Genomic DNA, 14,100 nt, shown 5'->3' on the forward strand with positions numbered 1-14,100 from the left:
GGCGCCTCACCCGTGCTGCGGTGCGCGGCCGGCCAGCGGGTGCACCGACCGCAGCGGCACGGGGTGTGCGCCGATCCCGCCCGCGGGGTCGGCGACGTACAGCCGGTCGGCGGCGACCGCGACCGCGAGCGGCGGCTCCGGCAGCGTGACGACGTGCCGGGCCGCGCCGCTGAGCAGGTCCCACACGGTGAGCGCGGTCCCGGCCGCCGCGGCCAGCACCGCACGGCCGTGCAGGACGCCGGCCGCGGGCGCGGTCAGGTCCGCGGCCGGCCGCGGCAGCGCCGGGCCCACCGGCCGGCCCAGGGCCAGGTCCAGGACGCGGTAGTCCTGCCAGTCGGCCTTGACCAGCAGCGCGGGGCGCCGGCCGAGGGGCCACGGCCCCCAGCGGTACCCGCGCACGAACACCGGCGGGGCGACCGGCCGGCCGGTGACCGCGTCCCACAGCCAGCAGCGCCAGTCGGTCCGCGGCGTGTCGTCGCGGGGCTCCAGCCACGCGTACGTGCGGCCGCCGACCGCGACGAGCTCCTCCACCTGCCAGCCGTCCGGCGCGGTCCACGGCGGCCGCAGCCGCGCGCCGGTCCTCAGGTGGTGGTAGTGGACGCGGCGCCAGTCGCTGCTGAGCACCGCCGGCCGGCCGGACACCACGCCCGGCGCCACGGTGTGGACGCCGTCGCCGTCCGGTTCGAACCGGCCGGTCAGGACCGGGCCGTCGAGGGTGAGCCGGTGGACGGTGTAGTCGGAGCCCCGGCCGCGGACGATCGAGTACGCCTCGCCGTGCGCCACGACCGTCGACAGGTGCGCGTCCGGGTGGGAGAAGCTCCAGTCGTACGGCATCGGCCACCCGCCGAGCAGCCGGCCCGTGTCCGCCTCGTGCAGCGTGCAGACGGTGGACTGCTCCACGGTGCTGAACATGCCCGCGACGGCGGCGACCCCACCGACCGCGACCGTCCGCAGGGCGCCGAAGTCCCACCTGCGCACGCCCCGCATCGTACGGCCACGCTCCTCTAATTAGACTGCCCGTCGTGGCCTCCTCGGCGGTGCGGCTCCTGCCGCGCGGACCAGCTCGGCGGGGTCCGGCGTGAGAGGGCACCGGCTGCTGGCGGACATCCGGCCGCTGCGTGAGTCGCCCGAGTACCGCCGGCTCTGGGTGAGCTCAGCGCTCTCCTCGATCGGCGGGCAGATGACCACCTTCGCGGTGGCGCTGCAGGTGTTCCAGATCTCCGGGTCGTCCGCGGCGGTGGGCGCGGTCGGCATCGTCACCGCCGTCCCCGCGATCACCGTCGGGCTCGCCAGCGGCGTGCTGGTCGACTCGGTGGACCGCCGCCGGCTCGTGCTGGTCACCAGCACGGTGCTGGCCATGGTGTCGGCCGGGTACGCCGCGCAGGCCCTCGCCGGCAACACCGCGTTGTGGCCGCTGTACCTGCTGGCCGCGGTGGGCGGCGCTATCAATGCGGTCAACGCGCCGGCCCGGCGCACGTTCATGCCGCGCCTGCTGCGGCGTGAGCTGGTGCCCGCCGGAGCCGCCCTGACGATGCTGTCCGGCTACTCCGCCATGATCGCCGGGCCGGCGCTCGCGGGTGTCGTGGCCGCGGCGGCGGGTCTGAAGGTCTGCTATCTCGTCGACGCGATCAGTTACGGCGCCGCCCTGTACGGCGTGTTCCGGCTGCCGCCGATGCGGCCGGACGGCACAGTGTCCCGGCGCAGCCTGGCCGCGGCCTTCGAGGGTGTGGCGTTCGTCGTGCGCGACCCGGCGCTGCGCGGCGCCATGCTCGCCGACCTGAGCGCCACCGTGCTCGCCATGCCGGTCTCCTTGTTCCCGGCCGTCAACGCCGATCGGTTCGGCGGGTCACCCCACACACTGGGCCTGCTCAGCGCCGCGGTCGCGGTCGGCGGGGTGCTCGGTTCGGCGCTGTCCGGTCCGGTCGGCGGCGTGGCCCGCCCCGGCCGGGCCATGCTCATCACCGGCGCGGTCTGGGGCTTGGCCGTCGCCGGGTTCGGTGCCGTGCACGGGCTGGCCGCGTCGCTGGCGCTGCTCGCCGTCGCCGGTGCCGCCGACATGCTCTGCGTGGTCTTCCGGACCACGATCGTCCAACTCGCCACGCCGGACGCGATGCGTGGCCGCGCCGGCGCCGCCGAATACGTGGTCGGGGCGGCGTTGCCACAGGTGGGCAACTTCCGCGCCGGCCTGGTCGCGGCCGCATCGACACCGCAGCTCAGCGCGATCACGGGAGGGCTGGCGGCGGTGGTGGGAGCCGGCCTGATCGCGGCCAGACTGCCGGCCTTCGTGGCCTACCGGCACGTCGACCGTACGCCGTGAGGCAATGTCGACCGTACGCCGTGAGGCAATACGGGACCCGCAACGGGCGGGCTGCACCGGGGCCCGCCCGCCGGGCGTGGACACCAGGACGTACACCGTGGTCCACCGGCTGCGGCCGGCGGCTCAGCGGGTGGTGACGTCCGGCTCCAGCAGGGCCAGCCGGAACGCCTCGTGGTCCCCGCCGAGCCCGCGGCGCACGACGGCGGCGGCCCTGGCCCGCAGCCGGCGCACCCACCGGCGGTGCGCCCGCCGCCACAGCCAGGTCTGCCCGGCGGCCGCGCCGGCGAACAGCGCCAGCCAGCCGGCCGCGCCCCACATCGTCGTGCCCGCCGCCGCCACGGCGCTGCCGGCGCCCTCGGGGCGGGGCAGCAGGTCCGGCAGTACGATCGCCATCCAGAACTGCACGGCCAGGCCGCAGAGGAAGACCGCCGGGACGGTGAACCACTCCGACGACATCTCGGCGAGCTGTGCCGGGGCGCCCGGTGGCAGGCGCTTCGCCTCGGCGTCGTGGGCCTGCCGGAAGTCGGGGTCGCCGACGAGGTCGTCGAACTGGCCGATGCGCCGGGCGAGCCTGGTGAGCGGGTGCTGGTCGTCGCCGGCCCGGGCGCGGTGCAGGGCGGCCCGTGCGGTCACCGCCACGTCGTCGCGGTCGCTCGCGTAGGCCAGCAGCACCGCCCGGTAGAAGCCACCCGGCCGCCGGCCGTCGCGCAACGCCTGCCGGGCCGGGCTGGTGGAGCGCCACCAGCTGACCGCGAGGGCGAGGTTCGCGACGGCGAACGCGACGGCCGCGCCGATCTGGAAGCCGCTGACACTGAACACCTGGTCCATGCCATATATCGTCCAGCATCGAATCCAGTTGGTCACGACCGGACGCCGCCGCGACCGGCGGTGATCGACTCAGTATCGTCGGGTTCATGCGGTACGTGGCGATCGGCGACAGTTTCAGTGAGGGCATGGGCGACGAGCGGGCGGACGGCACCCCGCGTGGGTGGGCCGACCTGGTCGCGGCCGCGCTGGGCGCCGCGGACCCGCGGTGGCAGTACGCGAACCTGGCGATCCGGGGGCGGCTGCTCGAGCCGATCGTGACCGCGCAGTTGGACGCCGCGCTGGCGTTGTCGCCGCCGCCGACGCTGCTCTCGCTCAACGGCGGCGGGAACGACATGATGCGCCGGGGCGCGGACCTGTCGCGCCTCGTGCGGCTCATCGAAGGGGCGGTCGACCGCTGCGAGGCGGCCGGGGTGCGCCTCATGGTGCTCAGCGGCGCCGACCCGTCGGACCACCTGCCGCTCGGGCGCGTGCTGCGCCGCCGTGCCGAGCAGCTCACGGAGGCGGTGCGGGAGCTGACGACCCGCCGCGGCGTGCTGTTCGTCGACTGCTTCGGCGACGTGGAGCTGCGCCGGCCCGGGTACTGGTCGGCGGACCGGCTGCACCTCAACGCCGCCGGCCACCGGCGGGTCGCCGGGCTCGTGCTGGCCGCCCTGGAGGTCGCCGACGCCGAGCACCGGCTCGACGAGGGGGCGGCCGTGTCGCGCGGGCTGCTCGTCCAGGCGCAGTACTACCGCCAGCACGTCCTGCCGTGGGTGCTGCGCCGGGTCCGCGGCCGCTCGTCCGGCGACGGCCGCGCCGCGAAGTACCCGGCCTGGACCACCGTGTCCTGAGGCGGCCGGCACGGCGTCGCCCGGCCCGAGGGCCCGGGCGACGCCTCAGGTCAGCGGCACCGGCGCCGGGACCGTGCACGTGCTGGTCACCGGCACCGCGGCGCCGGTGACGGCGGCCGTGTGCAGGCACTCGATGACGTCCAGCACGTGGTACGCGAGCTCCGCGCTCGCCCGGGGCGGGGCGCCGGCGCGCAGGGCGTCGGCGAGGTCGGCGACGCCGATGCCGCGGCCCCCGTCGCGGTAGCCGGCCCGCTGCGGCAGCCGCGTCCAGTGCGCGCCGCCGGCGTCGGTGCACAGGTCCACCGGGCCGTCGAAGTGGTTCGGGTCGGGGACGCTGAGGGTGCCGGCCGTGCCGTACACCTCGATGTGCGGCAGCCGGCCGGCCCACACGTCGAAGCTCATCATCAGCGTGGTCAGCGCACCGCCGGCGTGTTCCAGCACGCCCGTCTGGTGGGTGGGCACGTGCACCGGGAAGACCGTGCCGGCGCGGGGCCCGTCGCCGATCGTGCGGGTCGGTCGCGGGGTCGAGGCCAGGCCGGTGACGCGGCGGACCGGGCCGAGCAGGGTGACGAGCGCGGTGACGTAGTACGGGCCCATGTCCAGCAGCGGACCGCCGCCCGGCTGGTAGTAGAACTCCGGGTCGGGGTGCCAGCGTTCGTGGCCCGGGGTGACCATGAACGCGGTCGCGGCGACCGGCGCGCCGATCTCGCCGGCGTCCAGGGCGGCGCGGGCGGTCTGGACGCCGGTGCCGAGGACGGTGTCGGGCGCGCAACCGACGGTGCGGCCGGCGGCCGCCGCGGCGGCCAGCACGGTGCGGGCCTCGGCGGTGGACGCGGCGAGGGGCTTCTCGCCGTAGACGTGCCGGCCGGCGGCGAGGGCGGCCAGCGCCACGTCCGCGTGCGCCTGCGGCACGGTGAGGTTCACCACCAGGTCGACGTCGTCGCCGGTCAGCAGCTCGGTGACGGGCACGGCCCGGACGCCGGCGTAGTCCGCGGCCAGGGCCTGCGCCCGGCCGTCGGCGAGGTCGGCGACCCGGGTCAGGCGGACGCCGGGCAGGCGGGTCAGGGTGGCGGCGTACTGCCGGCTGATCTTGCCGGCGCCGACGATGCCGACGGTCAGCGGCTCGCCCACGCCAGCCCCCGCATGATGATCTCGTCGTGCTCGGCGACCTCGAGGTCCTTGAGCTCGTGGCCGACGGTGGTGACGAAGACCCGGCCGGCGCCGTAGCGGGTGGTCCACACGACCGGGACGGCCACGGCGTCCACGACGGTCACGGCGTGGACCTCGATCGCGGGGTCGACGTGCACCTGGTAGCGCTCGGTGTGCACGGTGAACGGCGCGATGCCGGCCACCACCGGGTGGGTGCCGACCGGGGTCACCTCGTAGGTGACGAAGTCGGCCGGGTGGTGCACGAACTGCCCGCCGGTGACGCGCTGGTAGTCCGGCGAGCCGCGGAACGAGTCGACGATCCCGCCGTGCCAACCGGCGAGCCCGGTGCCGGCCCGCACCGCGGCGGCGAGCCCGTCGACCTGCGCCTCGGTCGCCGTGCCCATCGTCCAGCAGTGCACGACGAGGTCGGCGCGGCCCATCAGGCCGGCGTCGAGGTAGGTGTCCAGGGACTCCGACGTGACGACCTCGTGACCGAGGCCGCGCAGCCTGCTCACATACCGGTCGGTGGCCTCGACGGGCCGGTGGCCCTCCCAACCGCCACGCACCACGACGACGACGCTCACGAGATCCACCACATGTGCACGGGGTGATACTGCGGCAGCGGCCCCGCCGCCGGCAACCCCGCCGCCGGGCCGGCACTGATGGCCGGTAGCCCGGTGCCGGCCGCGCACCGCCGAACTGAACGACGGGCGTTCGACGTGATGACCGCGCCGGTCCCGGTTTCCCGGTGGCGCGCACGGCGGCGGGTTGCCATCATGCGACCGTGACCGACGACGCCCTGCTGCACCGCGCCCGGCGGCGGTGGGCGGCCCTGGCCGGGGCACCGGTCGTCTTCCGCGACGCGGCCGTCGAGGTGGTCGCCTCCCCGCAGTCGTCGCTGTGCCCGCCGGGTTGGGTGGGGATCGTCGCCCTGGGCGGCGCCGTCATCGCCACCGCCCCCGGCGGCGGCGCCGCCGACACCGTGCGGCGCGCCCTCCACGATCTGCCCGTGACCGCCGCGACCGACCCGGCCGCGCTGCGGGACGTGCTGCCGGTCGCCGGGACGCTGGGGCCGGCGACGCTGGCCTACTGCGAGGCGGCCGGCTTCCGCCCGGCCGGCGCCACCGCCGTCGAGCCGGTCCCCGCGGACCACGCCGACCTGGCGGCGCTGCTGGCCCGCGTGCCGGCCGGCGACGCCGGCGAGTCGGGTCTGGCCGAGATCACGTCACCGGCGTTCGTGCTGCGCGGCGCGGCGGGTGTCGTCGCGGCGGCGGGCTACGGGGTCTGGCCCGGCGGCACCGCCCATATCGGTGTGCTGACCGCGCCGGCCGCACGGGGACGGGGTCTCGCGCGGGCCGTCGCCACCGCGGCCGTCACCGACGCGCTGCGCCGCGGCCTGCTGCCCCAGTGGCGGGCCCGGCCCGAGGCGTCCCGCCGGGTGGCCCGCGCGCTGGGCTTCCGCGAGCTGGGTGCGCAGCTGAGCGTCCGCCTCAGGTCGGTTTGCGGATGACGGTGAACCTGTTCTCGGTGCGGCGGGCGAACTTCACGAAGCCGCGCAGTCCGGGGACGCTCTCCATCATCCCGAAGACCGGGATCAGCAGGATGACCACCGGCGGCTCCCACCACCGGCGCCGGCCGTCGCGGGACACGGCGGCGTTGAGCCGCAGGCCCTCCCAGTACATCCAGATCGTGTAGGCCATGTTCAGCGCCCACAGCGGGATGATGAACAGCGCCACCGGTGACGTGTTGCGTTCGGCGACGGCGAGGCTGACCAGCATGACGACCGCGACGTTGGTGATCGGACCGACGACCCACGACATCACCGAGTACGCGAGCAGCAGCCGGTTGCGCAGTTGCAGCGACCGGTTGAACACCAGGCCCGTCAGGCCCCACGACCAGCGTTCCCGCTGGCGCACGAAGTCGCGGAGGCTGGCCGGCGACGCGCCGTAGCAGCGCCCGCCGAACCATGCGCTGCGGCCCTTGTAGCGGGCGCTGAAGATCAGCGCGAACTCGGCGTCCTCGACGATGCTGCGCGGGCCGAAGTCCCAGCCGATGGTCGCCTCGATCGAGGCGCGGACCAGCAGCAGCTCGCCGTGCACGCCCGCGCGCGGTGTGCCGCTGCCGGTCCAGGCGGAGAAGCGCCCCACGTCCTCGGCCGGGCGGACCGAGTCCGCGAGCCAGGTGAGCGCGTTGACGGCGTACTCGCGCGGGTAGGTCAGGACGCCCTGCGCCAGGTGCTTGGCGCGGTGGCCGGCGTGGGCCTGCTCCTCGATGAACCGGGCCATGGTGACGGCGGTGTCGGGGCCGACGCCGGTGTCGTCGTCCATGTGCAGGACCCACACGTCGTCGCGGTGCTCGTGCTCGTGGATGCGCAGCTCGTGCGCGTAGTTGGTGACCCGGGCCTTGAACCGGGTGCCGTTGGCCGTGCGGTACCGCTGCGGGACGACGACGAGCCGGATCAGCTCGCTGCGCGCGGCCAGCGCGGCGATCCGGCCAGCCGCCTCGCAGCCCTCGTCGATGACGATGTCGATGCGCAGCCGCGGGAAGCACGGCGGCAGGTGGGCGAGGTAGGACAGTACCGAGCGTTTGAGCGCGGGGTAGGTGTCGTGCCGCCCGATGGTCGGCACGACGACGATCAGCTGGTCCGTGGTGCTCGCCGGGCCGCGCCCGGACCAGCGGGCCGCCGACTCGCGCAGCGCCCGGCGGGTCCGCCGGATGCCGGCGATGCCGGTGATCGTGGTGATGATGGGCCACGTCCACAGCACGGTCAGCGGCCAGCTGAGCACGTCCGTGGTGAGCGGGTGGACGAACCAGAAGTCGCTCGCGACGACGACGAGGTAGGACAGCACCAGTGGCCAGTAGCCCGGCTGCCAGCGGGCGAGCCCGGGGTGCGGTGCCCGACCGGGGTCGGGCACCGCACGTGTCACCCGTTTCAGAGGCGCAGGTTTCGTCGTGCTCACGTCCGCCTCCCCTGCCTGCTCGTCGACGCCGGGGCGACGGGCTACTACCCGAGGGGGCGCGGGGGTGGCCCGCGTGGCGGTGCGGAAGTGGGTCCTACTTTCGGAGTAGTACCGGCGTAGCGGGACCCCGCCGCGCTACGCGACCGCCGGCCGGTCGCGGTAGACGGTGGCCTCCTTCGAGGTGGCCCGGATGCCGTCGGGGCCGTCGAAGAGCTGCCGGCCCCACTCGGTCAACCGGTCGGGGTCGAAGCCGGTGGCCAGGTCGAGGTACTCGACGCCGCCGCTGTTGCCGCTCCACGACCAGCCGAGGTAGCCGATGCCGCGGGACCGCGCCTCGCGCATGATGGTGTCCTCGTCGACGTCGCCGTCGGTGTGCTTCCAGCCGAACTCACCGACGACGAGTGGCAGCCCGGCGTCGCGGAAGGCGTCGAAGTAGTCGGTGACCTTCGAGGCGGTGCCGTACACGCCGTACATGTGGACGGAGAACACGACGTTGTGCCGCGGGTCGCTGTCGAGCACCGACGCGGCGTTGCCCCGCATGACGCCCGACCAGTCCTGCCCCCAGTTCGGCCCGTCGACCATGATCAGGTGCCGCAGGCCGGCGTCGCGCAGCTTCCTGACCGCCGCCTTCGTCGCGCCGGCCCAGCCGGAGGTGTCGCCGTTGCCGTAGGGCTCGTTGCCGAGGTTGACCACCACGTAGTCCTCCTGGCCGGCCAGCACGTCGCGCAGCCCGGTCCAGTAGTCCGCGGCCGCGTCCAGGGTGACGGCGTCACGCTGCTCCCCGTGGCCGGTGGTGTCGTGGTACTCCAGGACACAGATCAGCCGGTTCGTCCTGCACCGGGCGATGACGTCGGCCACCTCGCCGGCCCCGGTGCCGTTGGTCAGCACGACCCGCACCGTGTTGGCACCCAGCCGTTTGACGTCGGCGAACGCCTGGTTCTGGTCCTTGTGCCAGGCGTACGAATGACTGACGCCCCGCATCACGAACCTGCTGCCGTTGCCCTCCACGACGGTGCCGCCACTGACATGCAGACCGGTGGACGGCGGCAGCGGCCGCGACGACCGGGACGGGTGCTCGGCGGCGAACATGAACGCGATGAGTGCGGCGCACACCGCTGCCACGGTAACGGCTGCTGTTCTCATGATCTCCCTAGGCGTCGGTCGCCGACCGGCGAAGGTACGAGCGACTCCACGCCACGCGGCAGGCGCCCACGTGGCGGGGTGGTTCGGGCAGGAGGCGGCCGGCCACCCGGGACACCAAGGACGGTCCCGGACCCGGCGACGTGCCGCCGAGTGTACGGGCCACGAGATCACCCGCAAAGCCATCCCGCAGCGCATCGCCGCACGTCAAAGGGGTTGCGACCCGGCCGTCGACCGGCGGTACAGGCACGCCGCCGCGGGTAGGAGGACGGCCGCCCCGGACGATCAGGAGGGGACGCCCCGATGGATGACGTCGCACTGGCCGACCGGATCGCCGCCGAGCTGGCGTCCCGCGACGTGCACGCGGTCGCCCTCACCTGGGTCGACAACGCCGGCGTGACCCGGGTGAAGGCGGTGCCGGTCCGCCGGCTCGCGCACGCGGCCCGCTGGGGGGTCGGCATGTCGCCGGTGTTCGACGTGTTCCTCGTCGACGACTCCGTCACCACCAGCGAGCACGTCGGCGGGCCGGCCGGGGACCTGCGGCTGTTCCCGGACCTGGACCGGGTCAGCGTGCTGGCCGCGCAGCCGCACTGGGCCTGGGCGCCGGTCGACCGGCGGACCCAGGACGGCGCGCCGTGGCCGTGCTGCCAGCGGACCGTCGCGCGCACCGCCGCCGCCCGCGCCGCCGCGGCCGGCGTCGAGCCGCGGATGGCGTTCGAGGTCGAGTGGTCCCTCGCGACCGCCGGCGGTGAACCGGCCGCGACCGGACCCGCCTACGGGATGACCCGGGTCGTGGAGGTGGCGGCGTACCTCGACGAGCTGTTCCAGGCCCTCGAGGCGCAGGACGTGCCGGTCGAGCAGATCCATCCGGAGTACTCGCCGGGCCAGTTCGAGGTGTCCGTCGCCGCCGCCGACCCGCTGCTCGCCGCGGACCGCACGGTGCTGGTCCGCCAGACCGTCCGGGCCGTGGCCCAGCGGCACGGCCTGCGGGTGTCGTTCGCCCCCGTCGTCAGCGCCGGCCAGGTCGGCAACGGCCACCACCTGCACGTCTCGGCCAGCCGCGACGGGCAGCCGATGTTCAGCGGCGGCGACCGGCCGTACGGGCTGCGACCGGCGGGTGAGGCGGCCGTGGCCGGGCTGCTGCGGCGGCTGCCGGCGCTCGCCGCGCTCGCCTCCCCCGGCGTCGCCAGCCGGCTCAGGCTGGCGCCGCAGCGCTGGGCCGCGCCGTTCCGGTGCTGGGGGCACGAGAACCGCGAGGCGGCGCTGCGGCTGGTCACCGGCAGCCCCGGCGAACGCGACCGGGTCGCCAACGTGGAGATCAAGTGCTGCGACGGCGCCGCCAACCCGTACCTCGTGGCCGCGGCGGTGACCGAGATCGTCGCCGCCTCGTGCGGGCAGGACCTGCGGCTGCCGCCCGAGGTGCCGGGTGACCCGGCGCTGCTGCCCGAGGACCGCCGCCCGGACCGGCTGCCGGAGACCGCCGCGGCCGCCGTCGCCGCGCTGCGCGCCGACGACCTGCTGTGCGGGCTGCTCGGGCGGCCGCTGCTGGAGGCGTACTGCGCGGTCCGGCTCGCCGAAGCCGACCGGTTCGCCGGCGCGACCCCGCAGGAGGTCGTCGAGGCGACCCGCTGGAGGTACTGACCGGCGCGCCGGCCCGGCCTACCGTGCCTCGGCGACCCCGGCGTGGGTCAGGTCCTCCGGCACGACGATCCGCTCGTACAGCTCGTCGCTGACACCGCGGCGCAGCGCCGCCTCCCTGAGTGTCAGGTTCTCGTCGATGGCCAGGTGCGCGATCTGCGACGCCTGGTCGTAGCCGATGATCGGCGACAGCGCGGTGACCATCATGACCGAGCGTTCGACGTCCTGCCGCAGCCGGTCCCGGTCGAGCCGGACACCCTCGACGAGGAACTCGCGGAAGTGCTCGACGGCGTCGCCGAGGATGCGCACGGAGTGCAGGACGTTGCTGATGACCACCGGTCGGAATGCGTTGAGCTCGAAGTTGCCCTCGTTGCCGGCGACGGCGACCGCGGTGTCGGCGCCGAGCACCTGCACGCAGACCATGAGCATCGCCTCGGCCTGGGTCGGGTTGACCTTGCCGGGCATGATCGAGGAGCCGGGCTCGTTGGCCGGCAGGATCAGCTCGTGCAGCCCCGCGCGCGGCCCGGACCCGAGCCACCGCAGGTCGTTGGCGAACTTGAACAGTGCCGTGGCGACGCCGCGCAGCGCGGCCGAGACCCGGACGAGCACGTCCAGGGAGCCCTGCGCGGCGAACTTGTTCGGTGCCGTCACGAACGGCCGGCCGGTCAGCTGGGCGATCACCTCGGCGCTTTGCGCGGCGAAGCCCGGCGGGGCGTTGAGACCGGTGCCGACGGCGGTGCCGCCCATGGCGAGGCGGTACAGCCCTTCGGCGGTGACGGTGAGGTGCTCGGTGGCGTCCTCGAGCTGGGCGGCATAGCCGGACCACTCCTGGCCGACGGTGAGCGGGGTGGCGTCCTCCAGATGGGTCCGGCCGATCTTGACGACGTGCGCCCATTCCCCGCTCTTGCGCGTGGCCGTGTCGTGCAGCCGGACCAGTGCGGGCAGCAGGTGGTCCTCGATCGCGGTGACCGCCGCGATGTGCATGGCCGTCGGGAACGTGTCGTTGGACGACTGGCCCATGTTGACGTCGTCGTTGGGGTGCACCGGGGTCTTGGACCCGAGCCGCCCGTCGACGAGCTGGATCGCCCGGTTGGCGATCACCTCGTTGACGTTCATGTTCGACTGGGTCCCGGAGCCGGTCTGCCACACGTACAGCGGGAACTCGCTGTCGAGCCGGCCGGCGATCACCTCGTCGGCGACCCGCGAGATGAGCTCGGCCTTCCACCGCGGCATCCGGCCGGCGTCCGCGTTGATGATGGCCGCGGCCTTCTTGACGTAGCCGTACGCGTGGTACACGGCCTTCGGCATGCGGTCCTCACCGATGGCGAATTGCACCAGCGAGCGCTGTGTCTGCGCGCCCCAGTACCGGTCGGCCGGGACGGCGACCGTGCCGAGCGAGTCGGTCTCCTCGCGGGTGCCGGTGGCGTGGATGCCGATCGGCACGTCCAGCACGACGGGCGGGTGTTGGGCCGGCATCGCGATCACCCGGCCCTGACCGGGCGGTACTCGGGCTGCCACATCGCGTCCTGCACCTGCTGGACCGGATCGGTCAGCGCGACCCGCGCGAGACCCTCCGCGGCGGCCTGCTTGGCGACCGCCACGGCGACCGTCGCCGACACCGCGCGCAGGTTGTCCACCTGCGGCAGCAGCGACGCCCCGGGGGTGCCGGCGTCGACGAGGCCCGCCACGGCCTCGGCCGCCGTGGCGAACATGCCGTCGCTGATCCGGTTCGCCCGGGCCACCACGGCGCCGAGGCCGAGCCCCGGGTAGAGCAGGGCGTTGTTCGCCTGCCCGATGCTGTACGTGACGCCCTCGTAGGTGACCGGCGCCACCGGGATCCCGGTGGCGACCAGCCCGCGCCCGCCGGTCCACGTGATGAGCTGCTCCGGCATCGCCTCGATGCGCTCGGTCGGGTTGGAGAGCGGGAAGATGACCGGCCGGTTCACGTGCGCGGCCATCTCGCGCACGACCGCCTCGGTGAACGCGCCGTGCACCGTCGAGGTGCCGATCAGCATGGTGGGCCGGACCCGGGCGACCACCTCGGGCAGCCCGATCCCGCCGTCGCGCCGCCAGCCGGCGACCTCGGCGGCCGGGCGGGCGTACGGGGTCTGGTAGTCGCGCAGGTCGGCCATGTCGTCGGTGAGCAGGCCCGGCTTGTCGAGGCACCAGATCTGCCGGGTGGCGGCGGCCTGCTCCGCCCCGTCGCGCACCATCGCGTCGCGGAGCTGGTCGGCGATGCCCACGCCGGCGGTACCGGCGCCGAACACGACGACGCGCTGCTCGCGCATGCGGGTGCCGGCCCCGCGCACGGCCCCGAGCGCCGCGGCGAGCACGATCGCGCCGGTGCCCTGCATGTCGTCGTTGAACGTGCACACCTGGTCGCGGTACCGCTGCAGGATCCGCCGGCCGTTGCCGGGCCCGAAGTCCTCCCAGTGCAGCAGGGCGTGCGGGAACAGTCTGGACGCCGCCCGTACGTACGCGTCGATGAACGCGTCGTAGCGGGCGCCGCGCACCCTGGAGTGCCGGTTGCCGAGATAGTCCGGGTCGTTGAGCAGCTCCTCGTTGTCGGTGCCGACGTCGAGCGCGACCGGGATCACCCGCGCGGGGTCGATCCCCGCCGCCGCGGTGTAGACGGCCAGCTTGCCGACGGCGATGTCGATCCCGCCGGCACCCCAGTCGCCGATGCCGAGGATCTCCTCGGCGTCGGAGGCCACGATGAGGTCCACGTCGCCGGCGCCGAGCCCGGTGTCGGCGAGTGCCGCCTCGACCCGCTCCGGTTCGTCGATGGACAGGTACACCCCGCGGGGCCGGCGGTACTCGTGGCTGTACCGCTTGATGGCCTCACCCACCGTCGGGTCGTAGACGACGGGCATCATCTCGCCCAGGTGCTCGGCGAGCATCCGGAAGAACAGCACCTCGTCGTTGTCCTGCAGCATGGTGAGGAACGTGTTCTTGTGCAGGTCGGTCGGCTGGCGGTGGTACTGCTCGTACGCCCGCCGCACCTGGTCCTCCAGGGACAGCACGGCCGGCGGCAGCAGCCCCTCGAGGCCGAGCGCCGCCCGCTCCTCCCGGGTGAACGCCGTGCCCTTGTTGAGCAGCGGCGTGTCGAGCACTTCCGCTCCGCGTGCCGTGGTGACGAACGCCCCGTCCTCGGACCGGAACTTCCGCCGCGCGGCCGTCTGCGTCGCCGTCGTCATCGGACCGCCTCCCGGTGTGTCGTCGAGACGGCGGTGCACTA

The 14,100-nt window shown here is 74.6% G+C and carries 12 protein-coding genes; 4 read left to right on the forward strand and 8 right to left on the reverse strand.

Going from position 1 to position 14,100, the window contains the following annotated elements; all coding sequences use genetic code 11:
* Positions 1-6: 6 nt before the first annotated feature.
* Entirely contained in the window at positions 7-978 is a 972-nt protein-coding gene (locus OP18_RS19935) for a hypothetical protein (RefSeq protein WP_156089645.1), read from the reverse strand.
* A 100-nt stretch (positions 979-1,078) separates the two neighbouring features.
* On the opposite strand from OP18_RS19935, the gene OP18_RS19940 reads away from it, so the two are divergent.
* Positions 1,079-2,317 carry an MFS transporter gene (locus OP18_RS19940; protein WP_052387007.1) on the forward strand — a complete coding sequence of 413 codons (1,239 nt, stop codon included), beginning with the start codon at positions 1,079-1,081 and terminating at the stop codon, positions 2,315-2,317.
* A gap of 123 nt (positions 2,318-2,440) precedes the next feature.
* On the opposite strand, the gene OP18_RS19945 is transcribed toward OP18_RS19940, so the two are convergent.
* The gene (locus OP18_RS19945) at positions 2,441-3,145 is read right to left on the reverse strand and encodes a hypothetical protein (RefSeq protein ID WP_033360449.1); all 705 of its coding nucleotides are present in this window, start codon (positions 3,143-3,145) and stop codon (positions 2,441-2,443) included.
* A gap of 86 nt (positions 3,146-3,231) precedes the next feature.
* On the opposite strand from OP18_RS19945, the gene OP18_RS19950 reads away from it, so the two are divergent.
* Positions 3,232-3,975 carry an SGNH/GDSL hydrolase family protein gene (locus tag OP18_RS19950; protein WP_033360450.1) on the forward strand — a complete coding sequence of 248 codons (744 nt, stop codon included), beginning with the start codon at positions 3,232-3,234 and terminating at the stop codon, positions 3,973-3,975.
* Between the two features lie 45 nt (positions 3,976-4,020).
* Here OP18_RS19950 and OP18_RS61895 read toward each other — a convergent pair whose 3' ends face one another.
* Both OP18_RS61895 and OP18_RS19960 read right to left on the reverse strand, forming a co-directional pair.
* Positions 4,021-5,106, reverse strand: a complete 1,086-nt coding sequence (locus tag OP18_RS61895) for a Gfo/Idh/MocA family protein (RefSeq protein ID WP_033360451.1) — start codon at positions 5,104-5,106, stop codon at positions 4,021-4,023.
* Entirely contained in the window at positions 5,091-5,708 is a 618-nt protein-coding gene (locus OP18_RS19960; RefSeq protein WP_211273602.1) for a ThuA domain-containing protein, read from the reverse strand. The genes OP18_RS61895 and OP18_RS19960 overlap by 16 nt, the downstream gene beginning before the upstream one ends.
* Positions 5,709-5,908: 200 nt before the next feature.
* Here OP18_RS19960 and OP18_RS19965 point away from each other — a divergent pair, with 200 nt between their 5' ends.
* Positions 5,909-6,634 carry a GNAT family N-acetyltransferase gene (locus OP18_RS19965; protein ID WP_033360453.1) on the forward strand — a complete coding sequence of 242 codons (726 nt, stop codon included), beginning with the start codon at positions 5,909-5,911 and terminating at the stop codon, positions 6,632-6,634.
* Here the strand turns inward: OP18_RS19965 and OP18_RS19970 are convergent.
* The gene (locus tag OP18_RS19970; protein ID WP_052387008.1) at positions 6,615-8,039 is read right to left on the reverse strand and encodes a glycosyltransferase family 2 protein; all 1,425 of its coding nucleotides are present in this window, start codon (positions 8,037-8,039) and stop codon (positions 6,615-6,617) included. The two genes, OP18_RS19965 and OP18_RS19970, sit on opposite strands and share 20 nt — an antisense overlap.
* Positions 8,040-8,219: 180 nt before the next feature.
* Complete coding sequence (locus OP18_RS19975; RefSeq protein ID WP_245635456.1) at positions 8,220-9,197, reverse strand: glycoside hydrolase family 5 protein; 978 nt, start codon at positions 9,195-9,197, stop codon at positions 8,220-8,222.
* Positions 9,198-9,527: 330 nt separating this feature from the next.
* Here OP18_RS19975 and OP18_RS19980 point away from each other — a divergent pair, with 330 nt between their 5' ends.
* Positions 9,528-10,865: a type I glutamate--ammonia ligase gene (locus tag OP18_RS19980; RefSeq protein ID WP_033360454.1), complete on the forward strand. Its 1,338-nt coding sequence runs from the start codon at positions 9,528-9,530 to the stop codon at positions 10,863-10,865.
* An 18-nt stretch (positions 10,866-10,883) separates the two neighbouring features.
* On the opposite strand, the gene fumC is transcribed toward OP18_RS19980, so the two are convergent.
* Positions 10,884-12,338: a class II fumarate hydratase gene (gene fumC / locus OP18_RS19985; protein WP_033360522.1), complete on the reverse strand. Its 1,455-nt coding sequence runs from the start codon at positions 12,336-12,338 to the stop codon at positions 10,884-10,886.
* 5 nt (positions 12,339-12,343) lie between these two features.
* Complete coding sequence (locus OP18_RS19990; protein WP_033360455.1) at positions 12,344-14,059, reverse strand: NAD-dependent malic enzyme; 1,716 nt, start codon at positions 14,057-14,059, stop codon at positions 12,344-12,346.
* Between the last annotated feature and the right edge of the window lie 41 nt (positions 14,060-14,100).

The sequence above is a fragment of the Dactylosporangium aurantiacum genome, assembly GCF_000716715.1.
GTDB classification, from domain to species: Bacteria; Actinomycetota; Actinomycetes; order Mycobacteriales; family Micromonosporaceae; genus Dactylosporangium; species Dactylosporangium aurantiacum.